This window comes from Diaphorobacter sp. B2A2W2 (genome assembly GCF_056730635.1).
The window spans coordinates 173156-187009 of sequence record NZ_JBWZOR010000005.1; the positions used below are offsets into that span (position 1 = coordinate 173156).

At 67.7% G+C, this 13854-nt stretch carries 16 protein-coding genes; 10 read left to right on the plus strand and 6 right to left on the minus strand.

Annotated elements, in window-relative coordinates:
* Positions 1 to 43: 43 nt before the first annotated feature.
* The 4 genes from AC1PPL_RS11195 (at position 44) to argG (ending at position 3125) form a co-directional block, all read left to right on the plus strand.
* Positions 44 to 430 (plus strand): ArsC family reductase, encoded by a 387-nt coding sequence (locus AC1PPL_RS11195; RefSeq protein WP_287802740.1) that lies wholly within the window; start codon positions 44 to 46, stop codon positions 428 to 430.
* 113 nt (positions 431 to 543) lie between these two features.
* Entirely contained in the window at positions 544 to 1224 is a 681-nt protein-coding gene (locus tag AC1PPL_RS11200; RefSeq protein ID WP_088886461.1) for a glycine zipper 2TM domain-containing protein, read from the plus strand.
* Between the two features lie 170 nt (positions 1225 to 1394).
* On the plus strand, positions 1395 to 1712 hold the full coding sequence (ppnP, locus tag AC1PPL_RS11205) for a pyrimidine/purine nucleoside phosphorylase (protein ID WP_011805898.1): 318 nt from the start codon (positions 1395 to 1397) through the stop codon (positions 1710 to 1712).
* Positions 1713 to 1778: 66 nt separating this feature from the next.
* On the plus strand, positions 1779 to 3125 hold the full coding sequence (gene argG, locus AC1PPL_RS11210; protein ID WP_479973281.1) for an argininosuccinate synthase: 1347 nt from the start codon (positions 1779 to 1781) through the stop codon (positions 3123 to 3125).
* A gap of 89 nt (positions 3126 to 3214) precedes the next feature.
* Here argG and queC read toward each other — a convergent pair whose 3' ends face one another.
* Positions 3215 to 3934 carry a 7-cyano-7-deazaguanine synthase QueC gene (gene queC, locus AC1PPL_RS11215; protein ID WP_088886460.1) on the minus strand — a complete coding sequence of 240 codons (720 nt, stop codon included), beginning with the start codon at positions 3932 to 3934 and terminating at the stop codon, positions 3215 to 3217.
* The gene (locus AC1PPL_RS11220) at positions 3931 to 4599 is read right to left on the minus strand and encodes a 7-cyano-7-deazaguanine/7-aminomethyl-7-deazaguanine transporter (protein ID WP_015913664.1); all 669 of its coding nucleotides are present in this window, start codon (positions 4597 to 4599) and stop codon (positions 3931 to 3933) included. The genes queC and AC1PPL_RS11220 overlap by 4 nt, the downstream gene beginning before the upstream one ends.
* 346 nt (positions 4600 to 4945) lie before the next feature.
* Between AC1PPL_RS11220 and AC1PPL_RS11225 the strand changes: the two genes are divergently transcribed.
* From AC1PPL_RS11225 to AC1PPL_RS11235, 3 genes are all read left to right on the plus strand, one after another.
* On the plus strand, positions 4946 to 5809 hold the full coding sequence (locus AC1PPL_RS11225) for an RNA polymerase sigma-70 factor (RefSeq protein WP_479973282.1): 864 nt from the start codon (positions 4946 to 4948) through the stop codon (positions 5807 to 5809).
* Between the two features lie 82 nt (positions 5810 to 5891).
* A complete protein-coding gene (locus AC1PPL_RS11230) occupies positions 5892 to 6347 on the plus strand; it encodes a carboxymuconolactone decarboxylase family protein (protein ID WP_015913666.1) in 456 nt (151 codons plus the stop codon).
* Positions 6348 to 6490: 143 nt separating this feature from the next.
* The gene (locus tag AC1PPL_RS11235; protein WP_479973283.1) at positions 6491 to 8023 is read left to right on the plus strand and encodes a DASS family sodium-coupled anion symporter; all 1533 of its coding nucleotides are present in this window, start codon (positions 6491 to 6493) and stop codon (positions 8021 to 8023) included.
* A 105-nt stretch (positions 8024 to 8128) separates the two neighbouring features.
* Here AC1PPL_RS11235 and murB read toward each other — a convergent pair whose 3' ends face one another.
* On the minus strand, positions 8129 to 9205 hold the full coding sequence (gene murB / locus AC1PPL_RS11240) for a UDP-N-acetylmuramate dehydrogenase (protein WP_287924197.1): 1077 nt from the start codon (positions 9203 to 9205) through the stop codon (positions 8129 to 8131).
* A gap of 67 nt (positions 9206 to 9272) precedes the next feature.
* Between murB and AC1PPL_RS11245 the strand changes: the two genes are divergently transcribed.
* From AC1PPL_RS11245 to AC1PPL_RS11255, 3 genes are read left to right on the plus strand one after another with little or no spacing between them, the layout of a single operon-like run.
* Positions 9273 to 9758 carry a YajQ family cyclic di-GMP-binding protein gene (locus AC1PPL_RS11245; RefSeq protein WP_015913669.1) on the plus strand — a complete coding sequence of 162 codons (486 nt, stop codon included), beginning with the start codon at positions 9273 to 9275 and terminating at the stop codon, positions 9756 to 9758.
* Between the two features lie 16 nt (positions 9759 to 9774).
* A complete protein-coding gene (locus AC1PPL_RS11250) occupies positions 9775 to 10419 on the plus strand; it encodes a retropepsin-like aspartic protease family protein (protein ID WP_479973284.1) in 645 nt (214 codons plus the stop codon).
* Positions 10420 to 10441: 22 nt separating this feature from the next.
* Complete coding sequence (locus AC1PPL_RS11255) at positions 10442 to 11443, plus strand: HD-GYP domain-containing protein (RefSeq protein ID WP_479973285.1); 1002 nt, start codon at positions 10442 to 10444, stop codon at positions 11441 to 11443.
* A gap of 78 nt (positions 11444 to 11521) precedes the next feature.
* Here the strand turns inward: AC1PPL_RS11255 and plsY are convergent, their stop codons facing one another.
* The 3 genes from plsY to AC1PPL_RS11270 form a co-directional block, all read right to left on the minus strand.
* Positions 11522 to 12157 carry a glycerol-3-phosphate 1-O-acyltransferase PlsY gene (gene plsY, locus AC1PPL_RS11260; protein ID WP_312131141.1) on the minus strand — a complete coding sequence of 212 codons (636 nt, stop codon included), beginning with the start codon at positions 12155 to 12157 and terminating at the stop codon, positions 11522 to 11524.
* A 45-nt stretch (positions 12158 to 12202) separates the two neighbouring features.
* Entirely contained in the window at positions 12203 to 12703 is a 501-nt protein-coding gene (ybaK, locus tag AC1PPL_RS11265; RefSeq protein ID WP_047350456.1) for a Cys-tRNA(Pro) deacylase, read from the minus strand.
* A gap of 65 nt (positions 12704 to 12768) precedes the next feature.
* Positions 12769 to 13830 (minus strand): aldo/keto reductase, encoded by a 1062-nt coding sequence (locus AC1PPL_RS11270; protein ID WP_479973286.1) that lies wholly within the window; start codon positions 13828 to 13830, stop codon positions 12769 to 12771.
* Between the last annotated feature and the right edge of the window lie 24 nt (positions 13831 to 13854).

Genomic DNA, 13854 nt, shown 5'->3' on the forward strand with positions numbered 1-13854 from the left:
CATGAATTGTCGCCGAGCCGGGCTTGCGCGATGATCCCGGGCCATGAGTACCCCCACGATCATCGTCTACGGCATTCCCAACTGCGACACCGTCAAGAAGGCCCGCGCCTGGCTGCAGGAGCAAGGCTTGGCCTACCAGTTCCACGACTTCAAGAAGCAAGGCGTGCCCGCCGAGCGCCTGCCCGCGTGGATGGCCGCCGTGGGCTGGGAGAAGCTGCTCAACCGCCAGGGCACGACCTGGCGCAAGCTGGACGCGGCCGTGCAGGCCGGCGTGACGGACACCCGCAGCGCGGCCGCGCTGATGTGCGAGCAGCCCTCGGTCATCAAGCGGCCCGTGGTCGAGTGGCAGGGCGGCCCCGCGGGTGACGTGACGGTGGGCTTCAGCCCCGAGGCATGGAACGCACGCGCGGCCAGCCACTCCAAGGCATGAGGCAACACATCTTTACGCAGATTTACGGGTCGGCGCGGGTGTGTTGACGCGCCGGGCTGAAACTTCCTGCAGGTTCGGCGCGTTGTAGGCCGACCGAAAGGAGCTTTTTGCCCATGAACAAGATTTTTGTCCTCGCGGCCCTGGCCACGGCCGCGCTGGCCGCCCAGGCGCAGGAACAGGGCCGCGTGCTGTCGGCCACGCCCATCACCGAGCAGATCGCGATTCCGCAGCAGGTCTGCGGCAACGAGACCATCTACAGCGGCGCCCGCCCCACCTCCGGCGCGGGCGCGGTGCTGGGCGCGATTGCAGGCGGCGCCGCGGGCAACGCCATCGGCGGCGGCAGCGGCCGCGCCGCGGCCACGGCCCTGGGCGTGATTGGTGGCGCGGTGCTGGGCAACCAGATCGAGGGCGGCCGCCCCGGCTACCAGAACGTGCAGCGCTGCACGACCGAAACCTACTACGACAACCAGATCGTCGGCTACGACGTGGTCTACGAATACGCCGGCCGGCACTACAACACGCGCACGCAGACGGACCCAGGCGCGTGGATTCCACTCACCGTGCAGCCAGCGGTGCCGGGAGTGTCGCGCGCTCCCGCCGGATACCCGCCCACCTACGCCCCCACCTACTCTCCTACCTATTCCGGCGGCTATGCGCAGCCGGGCGTGGTGGTGTCCACCCAGCCGGGCCCGCCGGCCTACATCGTGGAGCCGCCCGTCACCGTGATCGAATACCGCGACAACTATGGCCATCCCTACCGCCCGCCCCGCTACCACGACCGTTACTGGCGCTGAGCAGAGCGCCACGGCCTGGCGGCCAGCACGCAGACGGCACATGCCAAAGGGCTCTTCGGAGCCCTTTTTCGTTGCTGCGGGGCAAACGCCGCCCCGCGCCCGCACGGGGCGCGCCGGCACGCGCAGGCTCTAGAATTGATGGTTTGTCCCATCCTCTGCGTCCCCCATCCATGACCACCGAAAAAATCGACGGTGTTTCCGTCACCACCCAGGCCAATGTGTACTTTGACGGCAAGTGCGTGAGCCACAACCTCACGTACCCCGATGGCACGAAGAAGTCGGTGGGTGTGGTGCTGCCGGCCACGTTGACCTTCGGCACGGGCGCACCCGAGATCATGGAATGCGTGGGCGGATCCTGCGAATACCAGCTGGACGGCACCGACGCCTGGGTCAAGGTGGGCGCGGGCGAGAAGTTCAGCGTGCCGGGCAATTCCAAATTCAACATCCGCGTGACCGAGGCCTTCCACTACATCTGTCACTACGGCTGAGCATGTTTTAGGCCTCTAGCGCTTACCAGGCAAGCGCTGGCAGCTATCAATTTTCAAGAGAATCCCATGGCAACCATCCTGCAACACCTCCCCGTCGGCCAGAAGGTCGGCATCGCCTTCTCGGGCGGCCTCGACACCAGCGCCGCGCTGCGCTGGATGAAGAACAAGGGCGCCCTGCCCTACGCCTACACCGCCAACCTAGGCCAGCCTGACGAAGCCGACTACGATGAGATTCCCCGCAAGGCCATGGAATACGGCGCCGAGAAGGCCCGCCTGATCGACTGCCGCACGCAACTGGCGCACGAGGGCATTGCCGCCATCCAGGCCGGAGCGTTCCACATCAGCACCGGTGGCATCACCTACTTCAACACCACGCCGCTGGGCCGCGCCGTGACGGGCACCATGCTGGTGGCCGCGATGAAGGAGGACGACGTCCACATCTGGGGCGACGGCTCCACCTTCAAGGGCAACGACATCGAGCGCTTCTACCGCTACGGCCTGCTCACCAACCCCGCGCTGAAGATCTACAAGCCCTGGCTGGACCAGAAGTTCATTGACGAGCTGGGCGGGCGCGCCGAGATGTCGGCCTTCATGACCAAGGAAGGCTTCGGCTACAAGATGAGCGCCGAAAAGGCGTACAGCACCGACAGCAACATGCTGGGCGCCACGCACGAGGCGAAGGACCTGGAGTTCCTCAGCAGCGGCATCCGCATCGTCAACCCCATCATGGGCGTGGCGTTCTGGAAGCCCGAAGTCGACGTGCCGGCCGAAGAAGTGTCGGTCACCTTCGACGAGGGGCAACCCGTGGCCGTGAACGGCAAGGAGATCGCCGACCCTGTGGATCTGTTCCTGGAATTGAACCGCATCGGCGGCCGCCACGGCTTAGGGATGAGCGACCAGATCGAGAACCGCATCATCGAAGCCAAGAGCCGCGGCATCTACGAAGCCCCCGGCATGGCGCTGCTGCACATCGCCTACGAGCGCCTGGTCACCGGCATCCACAACGAAGACACCATCGAGCAGTACCGCCTGAACGGCCTGAAGCTCGGCCGCCTGCTGTACCAGGGCCGCTGGTTCGACCCCCAGGCCATCATGCTGCGCGAGACCGCCCAGCGCTGGGTGGCGCGCGCCGTGACCGGCACCGTGACGCTCGAGCTGCGTCGCGGCAACGACTACTCCATCCTGAACACCGAGTCGCCCAACCTGACCTACGCGCCCGAGCGCCTGTCGATGGAAAAGGTGGAAGACGCGCCGTTCAGCCCGCTGGACCGCATCGGCCAGTTGACCATGCGCAACCTGGACATCTCCGACACGCGCGGCAAGCTGGGCGTGTATGCGCGCGCCGGCCTGCTGTCGCTGGGCGGCAATGCCGCGCTGGCGCAGCTGGAAGACGGCGGCGCGAAGAAAAAATAAGTATCAAACAGGCATCTAGCGCTTGGTGGACGGGCGCTAGCAGCTATAAAAACAGAAGCAACCACCCGGCAGGCATGCCGGGTGTTTTTTTATGCGCCGTTCAAAGAGCGCTGCGCGGTCCACTGCTCCCACCCCTGTGCGCGCAGTTCGCAAGCGGGGCAGCCGCCGCAGCCGTGGCCCCAGGCGTGCAGGTCGCCGCGCTGGCCCAGGTAGCAGGTGTGTGACTCACACCGGATCAGTTCGACCAGGGCGTCGCCGCCCAGCCGCTGCGCCAGGGCCCAGGTGTCGGCCTTGCTGCGCCACATCAGCGGAGTTTCCAGCGTCAGCGGGCGGTCCACGCCCAGACTCAGCGCCACCTGCAGCGCCTTCAGCGTGCTGTCGCGGCAGTCGGGGTAGCCGGAATAGTCGGTCTCGGACATGCCGCCCACCAGCACATCCAGCCCGCGCCGATAGGCCAGCGCCGCCGCCAGGGTGAAGAACAGCAGGTTGCGCCCCGGCACAAAGGTGTTGGGCAAACCGTCCGCCTGCATGGCGATGGCCACGTCTTCGGTCATGGCGCTGCCGCCCAGCTGCGCGAGCACGTCCACCGTCAGCATGTGGTCCGGCCCCAACTGTCCCGGCCACGGCAGGGCGCGCACACCGTCGATCAGCCGCTGCCGGCAGTCCAGCTCGACGCGGTGGCGCTGCCCGTAGTCAAAGCCCAGGGTTTCCACATGCCCATAGCGCGCCAGCGCCCAGGCCAGGCAGGTCGCGGAGTCCTGCCCGCCCGACAGCAGCACCAGCGCGCGCCGCTGCGGCAGGCGGCTCATGGCGCGGTCGCGAGCGGGGCCGCGCCCTCGCGCATGCTGCGCACGATGGCGGCCAGCGCCACGCCGTAGGCCGGCACGAAGAACAGCAGGCTCACGGCCAGCTTGATGACATAGTCCACCACGGCGATTTCGCCCCAGTGGGCGGCCATGAACGCGTCAGGGCTGCGCCAGAAGGCGATGGAGAAGAACGCCGCCGTATCCAGCGCCTGGCCGAACACCGACGCCGCCGCAGGCGCCAGCCACCACGAGCGGCTGCTCTGGCGGATACGGTCGAATACCTGGATGTCCAGCAGTTGCCCCAGCACGTAGGCGGCAAAGCTGGCAAAGGCGATGCGGAACACGAAGGTGTTGAAGTCACCCAGCGCCGCCCAGCCGTTGAAGCGGCCTTCGTGGAACAGCACGCCCACCACATACGACGCCACCAGCGCCGGCAGCATGGCGCGGGTGATGACGCGGCGCGCCTCGGCCTTGCCGATGAGCCGCACCGTCAGGTCGGTGGCCAGAAAGATGAACGGGAAGCTGAACGCCCCCCAGGTGCTGTGAAAGCCCAGCAAATTGATGGGCAGTTGCACCAGGTAGTTGCTGGCGATGACGATGGCGATATGGAACGCCACCAAGAGGGAGAGGTACAACGGCACGCGCGATGGTGCCTTCAGCGAGGTCATGGCAGTCCTTTTTGGATGGGACCTCTGCAATACCTGTAGGGATCAGCACGCTGCGAATCGGGATGGGACGCGAAGCGCAAACCACAGCGGTGGCAGGGCCACCCCGAGGATTTGCATCGACGCAGGCCGTCAAGCCCACAGATGCGTGCGGCACTACAGGTGTTGCGGAGGTTCCTGGATGGGGGCGAGGGAACCCATGGTGGCAACAGAGCCGGGGCGGGATTGTAGGCACATTTGCGCATCCCACCCGCGCACAGGGTTGCGCCGCGTATTTTTTTCAAGGCACCCGTCACACAATGCATGCGCCGCACGTCTTAGGGGCATGAACGCGACAACCTCACTCGCCATGGACCAGCACCTCGCCGCCTTTCAGCAGCACCGTCCACGCCTGGCGGGCGTGGCCTATCGCATGCTGGGCAGCCGCACCGATGCCGAGGACGTGCTGCAGGACGCCTGGCTGCGTTGGCAGGCGACGGCCCTGGAGCGCGTGCAGACGGCCGAGGCCTGGCTGATCACCACCGTCACCCGGCTGTGCGTGGACCGGCTGCGCGCCGCGCGCATCGAACGCACGGCCTATGACGGCCCCTGGCTGCCGGAACCGTGGATCGCCGGCGACAGCGCCCCGGCCGCCGATGCACGCGCCGAACTGGCCAACGACCTGTCCGTGGCGCTGCTCGTGGTGCTGGAGCGCCTCACGCCCGACGAGCGCGCCGCCTTCCTGCTGCACGACGTGTTCGACAGCGACTACCCCGAGGTGGCGAGCGTGCTGGGCAAGAGCGAGGCCGCCTGCCGCCAGCTGGTGCACCGTGCGCGCACCCAGGTGCGCCAGCGCAGGGCGCGCTTCACGGCCACACCCGAGGCGTCGCGTGCGCTGGTGGAACGCTTCGTGCAGGCCATGCGCACGCAGGACCATGCGGCGCTGCTGGCACTGTTCGCCGAGGATGCGCAGTGGACCGCCGACGGCGGCGGCAAGGTGCGCGCGGCCGCCAAGCTGCTGCACGGACCGCGTGCGATCGCACGCCTGGCCGCGTCGGTGTGGCGCCTCTATCTGAGCCACCAGACCATGGAGGTGGTGGACGTCAACGGCGGCCCCGGGCTGCTGCTGCGCGACGCGGGCGGCGTGCGCGCCGTCATGGCCTTCGAGACCGACGGCGTACACATCCACGCGGTGTATTCCGTCCTCAACCCCGACAAGCTGCGCGGCCTGTAGGCCTGCGCGCTTCGCCCGGCACCGTCTGCGCGGCGGCGCCGCGTTCACCCCTTTTTTCTCACCCCCCTGCAAGGAGCCTTCCATGTCCTCAGCCCCCCGCATCAACCTCCCTCGCCACGCCGCAAGCTATGCCGCCATGTACGGCCTGCAAAAACACGTCGATGCGGGGCAACTGCCCGTCCAGTTGCACGAGCTGGTGAAGATGCGCGCCTCGCAAATCAATGGCTGCGCGTTCTGCATCGACATGCACGCCCGCGAGGCGCGCGAGCATGGCGAAAGCGACCGGCGGCTGCACCTGCTCAGCGCCTGGCGCGAGAGCGGCGTGTTCGATGCGCGCGAATGTGCCGCACTGGCCTGGACCGAGGCCCTCACGCGCCTGGAGCAGTCGCAGGCGTCCGACGCCGTGTACGACGAGGTGCGCGCGCAGTTCAGCGAAGCGGAGATCGTGGAGCTGTCGATGGCCATCGTCACGATCAATGGCTGGAACCGGCTCAATGTAGCGTTCCGCACCCCGCCCGGGCGCTACACGCCGGCGTGAACTGGCGCCGCAGACGGCAACCTTGACCCAGGTCATGCACGCGCGACGGATGCGGCCGCCCTGCCCGCCAGGCATGGGGGCAGCGGCGCACAATGACCGCAAGCCCTGGCCAGGCTGGGGCACTGCAAGGAAAGGAAGCTGCCATGACGTCATCCCCGGCCTCCGCGCTGCCCTCGTCGCCCGCACCCGCGGGCGGCTCCACGCTCACCCAACGTGCCGGCCTGTGGGTGGCCATCGCCGTGCTGCTGCTCATTGCCTTCATGCCTGCGCTGCCGGGCCTGCCGCAGGCCGGGCAGATGATGCTGGCCATCCTCGCGTTCGCGGTGATCCTGTGGATGACGGAAGCTCTCGACTATGCGGTGAGCGCCGTCGTCATCGGCGCGCTGATGATCGTCCTGCTGGCCATCAGCCCCGTGCCAGGCAAGGAGGAGGCGGGGGCCATGATGGGCACACGTGCCGCGCTGCCCTACGCGCTAGGCGGCTTCAGCAACAGCGCCGTGGTGCTGGTGGCGGCGGCGTGCTTCATCGCCGCGGCCATGACGGCGACGCAGCTGGACAAACGCATCGCGCTGCAGGTGCTGTCGTACGTACCCGCGCGCGCCAACCACGTGGCGATGGGCGCGATCCTAGTGGGCTTTCTGCTGTCGTTCATCGTGCCCAGCGCCACGGCGCGCGTGGCCTGCCTGATGCCGATCATGCTGGGCTTCCTGTCGGCCTTCGGGGCGCAGCGGCGCAGCAAGTTCGCGGCGCTGGTGGTGATCACCGCCGCGCAGACCGCCAGCGTGTGGAACATCGGCATCAAGACCGCCGCCGCGCAGAACATGGTGGCCATCGGCTTCATCGAGAAGCAGTTTGGCCAGACGATTACCTGGGGCCAGTGGTTCGTGGCCGGGGCGCCGTACTCCGTCGTGCTGACCATCGCGCTGTACTTCGTCATGACGCGCATGCTCAGGCCCGAGATGGACCACATCGCCGGCGGGCGCGAGGCCATCCATCGCCAACTGGCCGAGCTGGGCCCCATGACCGCCAACCAGTGGAAGCTGCTGGGCATCACGCTGGTGCTGCTGGGCTTCTGGGCGACCGAGGGTGTGCTGCACGACGTGGACACCACCACTTCCACCATCGTGGCCATCGCACTGATGCTGCTGCCGCGCCTGGGCGTGATGGGCTGGAAGGAGTCGCAAAGGGGCTTCCCCTGGGGCACGGTGCTGCTGTTCGCCGTGGGCATCGCCATGGGTGCAGCCCTGCTCAAGACCGAGGCCGCGCCCTGGCTGGCACGCCTGATCGTGGACAGCCTCGGCCTGGCCAACGCCACGGCATTCGCCATCTTCATGCTGCTGGCGCTGTTCCTGATCGTGATCCACCTGGGCTTTGCCAGCGCCACGGGCCTGGCCTCGACCATGATTCCGATCATCATCAGCGTGATGCAGGCGGTGCAGACGCCGGGCATCAACCCCATCGGCATGACCATGCTGCTGCAGTTCGTGGTCAGCATCGGCTTCATCCTGCCGGTGAACTCGCCCCAGGGCATGCTGGCCTACGGCACCGACACCTTCGACATCAAGGACTATGTGCGCACGGGCCTGGTGCTCACCGCCGTGGCCATCGCGCTGCTGGTGGTGTTTGCGCTGACCTACTGGCCCTGGATGGGCTACATGACCCTGCCGGCGCACTGAGGCCCCTTCGCCGGCCGGTGGGCCATGCGAATCCAGGCATTTTTGGCCTGTAGCCCTTTACTGATAAGCGGTAGCAGCTATCAAAAGGTTAGCAGCTACCGGCTGCTAGACCACCACCGGCTCCGGCTCCAGCCGGATGCCGAAGCGCTCGTACACGCTGGTCTGGATGGCGCGCGCCAGCGTCATCACCTCGCCGCCGGTCACGCTGTCGTCGGGCGTGCCGCGGTTGACCAGCACCAGCGCCTGCTTGTCGTACACGCCGGCCTTGCCCACCATCTTGCCCTTCCAACCGCAGGCGTCGATGAGCCAGCCCGCCGCCAGCTTGATGGTGCCGTCGGGCATGGGGTAGTGCACGATCTTCGGGTCGCGCGCGATGATGTCCTGGCACTGCTCGGGCGTGACCGTGGGGTTCTTGAAGAAGCTGCCGGCGTTGCCGATCACGGCCGGGTCGGGCAGCTTGGCACGGCGGATCTCGCACACCCAGTCAAAGATCTGCTGCGCCGTGGGCCGCTCCACGCCCGCCTCCTGGCGCTTGCGCTCCAGGTCCAGGTAGCCCAGCTCAGGCGCCCAATCCTTGCGCAGCAGAAAGCGCACATGCGTGATGACCGCGCGCCCGGCCAGCCCCATGCCGCGGTGCAGCCCCCCACCCTCGTGGGGCGCCTGGGGCGCGGCATGCTTGAACACCGAGTCGCGGTAGCCGAAGGCGCACTGGGCTGCGTCCAGCGTGAAGGGGCGGCCCGTGGCCAGGTCGATGGCCACCAGGGAATGAAAGCGGTCCTGCAGTTCCACGCCGTAGGCGCCGATGTTCTGCACGGGCGCTGCGCCCACGGTGCCGGGAATCAGCGCCAGGTTCTCCAGGCCGGGGTAGCCCTGGGCCAGCGTCCAGGCCACGGCCTCGTGCCAGACCTCGCCCGCGCCGGCCTCCACGATCCAGGCCTTGTCGGTCTCTTCCAGCAGGCGCAGGCCCTTGATCTCCATCTTCAGCACGAGGGGCTTGACGTCGCCGGTCAGCACGATGTTGCTGCCGCCCCCCAGCACGAACACCGGCTGGCGCTCCAAGCGGTGGTCGCCCAGCAGGTCATGCACGTCCTTGGCCGAGCGCACGCGCACCAGGGTGTGCGCACGTGCGGCGATGCCGAAGGTGTTGTAAGTCTGCAGGGGAACATTTTTCTCGACTAACATCGACCGGATTGTCGCACCCGCCCTCAGGCGGGCGCGGGTTTGTACCGAGTTAGCCGCGAGTGATGCCATGCCTTCTTTTGATACCGTCTGTGAAGCCAACTTCGTCGAAGTGAAAAACGCCGTGGAGAACACCGCCAAGGAGATCGGCACGCGCTTCGACTTCAAGGGCACCTCTGCCGCCGTCGAGCTGAAAGACAAGGAAATCACGCTGTTCGGCGACGCCGACTTCCAGCTGCAGCAGGTCGAGGACATCCTGCGCAACAAGCTCACCAAGCGCAACGTGGACGTGCGCTTCCTGGACGTGCAAAAGCCCCAGAAGATCGGCGGCGACAAGCTCAAGCAGGTGGTGAAGGTCAAGAACGGCATTGACAGCGAGCAGGCCAAGAAGATCCAGCGCCTGATCAAGGACAGCAAGCTCAAGCTGCAGGCGGCCATCCAGGAGGACAAGGTGCGCGTCACCGGCGCCAAGCGCGACGACCTGCAGGCCGCCATGGCGCTGATCCGCAAGGACATCGCCGACCTGCCGCTGACGTTCGACAACTTCCGCGACTGATGACCGCCCGCCGCCCATGCACCGCCTGACCCTGCGCCTGGCCGCCGCCCTGCTGGCAGCCACCGGCCTGCCCGCCGCCTACGCGCAAAGCGTGGCGCTGGCCGGCATCCTGGGCGGCAAGGCCCTGCTGGTGGTGGACGGCAGCGCGCCGCGCAGCGTGGCACCGGGCGGCTCCCACATGGGCGTGCACGTGGTGTCGGTGGGCCGCGACGGCGTGGTGCTGGAGGTCGCAGGCGCGCAGCGCGCGATCCAGCTGGGCGAGTCGCCCGTGAGCATTGGCGGCAGCGCGGCCGGCCAGCGTATCGTGCTCAAGGCCGACGCGCGTGGGCATTTCATCAACAGCGGCTTCATCAACGGTCGCGTGATGCAGTACATGGTGGACACGGGCGCCACCACCGTGGCCATCGGCCGGCCCGAAGCGCAGCGCATGGGCCTGAAGTTCGAACAGGGCCAGCCCGTGATGATGAACACCGCCAACGGCACGGCGCAGGGCTGGCGCATGCGGCTGGAGTCCGTGCGGGTGGGCGATGTGGAACTGCGCAGCGTGGACGCCATCGTCACCGCGGAGGCCATGCCCTATGTGCTGCTGGGCAACAGCTTCCTGCGCGAATTCCACATGAACCGCAGCGGCGACGAGATGGTGCTGCAACGCCGCCGCTGACGCGCGTCGCCCTCAGGCCCCCATGTCCGCACAGCCCCAACCCAGTGGCACCGATCCGTCGGGCAGCGACTACGAAGACCTGCTGGGCCAGTGGTCCGACCTGGAGTCCGCCCTGTCGGCGCTGCTCGCGCGGCCACGGCAGGCGCGCGACTTCGTGGCCAAGGTGCGCCAGTGCGACCGCTGGCTTCAGGACCTGGTGGCGCACGACATCGACGCCGCGCTGTACCTCATGTTCCAGCTCGCCGCCACCTCCACCGTGGGCTACAGCGCATCGCATGCGCTGGTGTGCGGCACGCTGTGCCACATCCTGGCGCAGGAGTTGCAGTTGCCGCCGCAGGAGCGCGACAGCCTGGTGCGCGCGGCGTTCACCATGAACATCGGCATGACGGCGCTGCAGGATGCGCTGGCCGTGCAGCGCGAGCCGCTCACGGCCGAGCAGCAGCAGGTCGTGGCCAGCCACCCTCGGCTTGGACTGGACATGCTGCAAGATCTGCAGGTCACCAACGATCTGTGGCTGGAGATCGTGGCGACGCACCATGCGCCCTCGTCCGACGCGGCCGTCCCTCTGGCGAGCCTGCCCGTACGGGAGCGGCTCACGCGCATCCTGAGCACCATCGACCGCTACGCGGCGTTGATCAGCCCGCGCAAGTCCCGCGCCGGCCGCAGCGCCACCGATTCGGTGCGCGCCATCGTGGGCCAGGACAGCGACGCGCGCGACGAAGCCAGCCTCATGCTGGTGCGCACCGTGGGCCTGTGCCCGCCGGGCACGTTCGTGCGCCTGGACAATGGCGAGACGGCTGTCGTGCTGCGCCGCAGCGAACGGGCGAACTTCCCGCTGGTGGCCAGCGTGCTGGATGCCAAGGGCGAGCCGCTGGCCTCGCCCGCGCTCTACCACACGGTGCGCGGACAGCCGCGCATCCAGTCGGCGCTGGCGCGGTCGGCGGTGACGGTGGAACTGCACAACCGCACCATGGTGCGCCTGGGGCTTTATGCGGCCCAGCGCACACAGACCCTGTCCCGCTGAAAAGCCGGGCCTGCAGCATCAGGAAACACACGGCACTGCGTGCCGCCTGCCGGTTACGGCCAGGCGCGTATCCGGCTTTTAGGCTTTCTTCTTGGAGCCCAGGCGCGATTCCTTGCCCTGCAGCAGGCGCTGGATGTTTTCCTTGTGGCGCCAGGCCAGCAGGCCCGACATCACGGCGATGGCCATGCCCACGCGCGCATCGGTGTACCAGGCCACGCCACCGCCCAGCACGTAGAAGAACGGCGCGAACACCGCGGCCACCAGCGAGGCCAGCGACGAGTAGCGGAAGAAGAACGCAATGATCACCCAGGTGAGCAGCGTGGCCAGGCCCAGCCAGCCGCTGATGCCTATGAGCACTCCCAGCGCCGTGGCCACGCCCTTGCCGCCTTCAAAGCGGAAGAACACCGGCCACAGGTGGCCGAGGAACGCCGCCAGGCCGACCAGCGCCATGGTGCCCTCCTCCAGACCGTAGGGCGCGCCGAACCAGCGCACCAGCACCACGGGCAGCCAGCCCTTGAGCGCATCGAACAGCAGCGTGACGGCAGCCGCCGCCTTGGAGCCCGAGCGCAGCACGTTGGTGGCGCCGGGGTTCTTGCTGCCGTAGGTGCGCGGGTCGGACAGCCCCATCACGCGGCTGACGATGACGGCAAACGACAGGGAGCCCAGCAGGTAGGCGGCCACGGCAGCGGCAAGGGGCAGAAGGACAGTGCTCACGACAAGGGGCGCTCAGGGAAGGTGAATGACAAAAGCAAAACCGCCCTATTCTGCCAGCGCGCACTGCACCGGCCGCGCACCCAGCAGCTGCACGCAGACCTGCGGGTCCAACTGCACCAGAAAGCCGCGGCGCCCGCCGTTGATGGCGATGCGCGGCAACTGCAGGATGCTCTCCTCGATGAACACCGGCATCTGCTTGCGCGTGCCGAACGGCGAAGTGCCGCCCACCAGGTAGCCGCTGTGGCGGTTGGCCACCTCGGGCTTGCAGGGCTCCACGCTCTTGGCGCCGATCTGGCGCGCAAGGTTCTTGGTGGACACCTTGCAGTCGCCGTGCATGAGCACGATCAACGGCTTGGCGTCCTGGTCCTGCATCACCAGCGTCTTGACCACCACGTGTTCGTCCAATCCCAGCTGGCGCGCCGACTCCTCGGTGCCGCCATGCTCCACGTAGTCGTACGGGTGCTCCGTGAAGGCGACCTTGTGCGCGCGCAGCAGTTGCGTGGCAGGGGTTTCGCTCACGTGGGCGGTCTTGTCCTTCTTGGCCATAAACTCAAAAACAATAGCTGCCCGCGCTTACCAGTCAAGCGTTACAGGCCGATTCGATCTAAAACTCATTGCGCCGGATCGCGCATCTCCCAGCGCACCGCATCGATGGCGGCCAGCAGTTCGGGCGACAGGCGCGTGTCCCACGCATCCAGGTCTTCGTCCAGTTGCGCAAGGGATGTCACGCCGATGATGGTGCTGCTCACGCGCCATTGGTGGTAGCAGAAGGCCAGCGCCATCTGCGTGGGCGACAGGCCGTGGTCACGCGCCAGTTGGTTGTAGCGGCGCGCCGCAGCCAGCGCCTCGGGACGGCCCCAGCGCTGCTTGCGCACCGACTCATAGCGCGCGATGCGCGCCTGTTGCGGCGCACCCGCGTCGGTGGGCGCGTACTGGTCGAACTTGCCGGTGAGCAGGCCGAACGCCAGCGGCGAATACGCAAGCAGCGACACGCCCAGACGGTGGCACGTCTCGTCCATGGCGTTTTCCCAGCTGCGGTTGAGCAGGCAGTACGGGTTCTGGACCGACGCCACGCGCGGCAGCCCGTGCTGCTCCGCCAGGCGCACGAACTCGTGCACGCCGTAGGGCGTCTCATTGGACAGGCCGACATAGCGCACCTTGCCCGCACGCACCAGGCCGGCCAGTGCCTCCAACTGGTCGTGGATGGGCGTGGTGCTGGCTTCCTTGGAAGGGTCGTAGTACAGCGTGCCGAACGCGGGCACGTGCCGCTCGGGCCAGTGGATCTGGTACAGGTCGATCACGTCGGTCTGCAGCCGGCGCAGGCTGCCCTCACACGAGGCGACGATGTCCGCCGCCGTCATGCCCTGGCCCTTGCGGATCCACGGCATGCCGCGCGACGGGCCCGCCACCTTGGTGGCCAGCACCACCTCGCCGCGCGTGCCCGGGCGGCTGGCGAACCAGCGGCCGATGATGGATTCGGTGGCGCCACAGGTGGCCTCGCGCGCGGGCACGGCATACATCTCGGCCGTGTCGATGAAGTTCACGCCGCGCTCCAGCGCGCGGTCGAGGATGGCGTGCGCCGCCGGCTCCGCCACTTGTTCGCCAAAGGTCATGGTGCCCAGGCAGATCGGCGTGACGTGCAGGTCGCTGTGGCCAAGGGGAAGGGTATGCATGCAGGCTCCGAAAGACAGTTGCGC

Coding starts and splice junctions, on each gene's coding strand:
- AC1PPL_RS11195 (WP_287802740.1), top strand. CDS start 44: ATGAGTACCCCCACGATCATCGTCTACGGCATTCCCAACTGCGACACC.
- AC1PPL_RS11200 (WP_088886461.1), top strand. CDS start 544: ATGAACAAGATTTTTGTCCTCGCGGCCCTGGCCACGGCCGCGCTGGCC.
- ppnP (WP_011805898.1), top strand. CDS start 1,395: ATGACCACCGAAAAAATCGACGGTGTTTCCGTCACCACCCAGGCCAAT.
- argG (WP_479973281.1), top strand. CDS start 1,779: ATGGCAACCATCCTGCAACACCTCCCCGTCGGCCAGAAGGTCGGCATC.
- queC (WP_088886460.1), bottom strand. CDS start 3,934: ATGAGCCGCCTGCCGCAGCGGCGCGCGCTGGTGCTGCTGTCGGGCGGG.
- AC1PPL_RS11220 (WP_015913664.1), bottom strand. CDS start 4,599: ATGACCTCGCTGAAGGCACCATCGCGCGTGCCGTTGTACCTCTCCCTC.
- AC1PPL_RS11225 (WP_479973282.1), top strand. CDS start 4,946: ATGGACCAGCACCTCGCCGCCTTTCAGCAGCACCGTCCACGCCTGGCG.
- AC1PPL_RS11230 (WP_015913666.1), top strand. CDS start 5,892: ATGTCCTCAGCCCCCCGCATCAACCTCCCTCGCCACGCCGCAAGCTAT.
- AC1PPL_RS11235 (WP_479973283.1), top strand. CDS start 6,491: ATGACGTCATCCCCGGCCTCCGCGCTGCCCTCGTCGCCCGCACCCGCG.
- murB (WP_287924197.1), bottom strand. CDS start 9,205: ATGTTAGTCGAGAAAAATGTTCCCCTGCAGACTTACAACACCTTCGGC.
- AC1PPL_RS11245 (WP_015913669.1), top strand. CDS start 9,273: ATGCCTTCTTTTGATACCGTCTGTGAAGCCAACTTCGTCGAAGTGAAA.
- AC1PPL_RS11250 (WP_479973284.1), top strand. CDS start 9,775: ATGCACCGCCTGACCCTGCGCCTGGCCGCCGCCCTGCTGGCAGCCACC.
- AC1PPL_RS11255 (WP_479973285.1), top strand. CDS start 10,442: ATGTCCGCACAGCCCCAACCCAGTGGCACCGATCCGTCGGGCAGCGAC.
- ybaK (WP_047350456.1), bottom strand. CDS start 12,703: ATGGCCAAGAAGGACAAGACCGCCCACGTGAGCGAAACCCCTGCCACG.
- AC1PPL_RS11270 (WP_479973286.1), bottom strand. CDS start 13,830: ATGCATACCCTTCCCCTTGGCCACAGCGACCTGCACGTCACGCCGATC.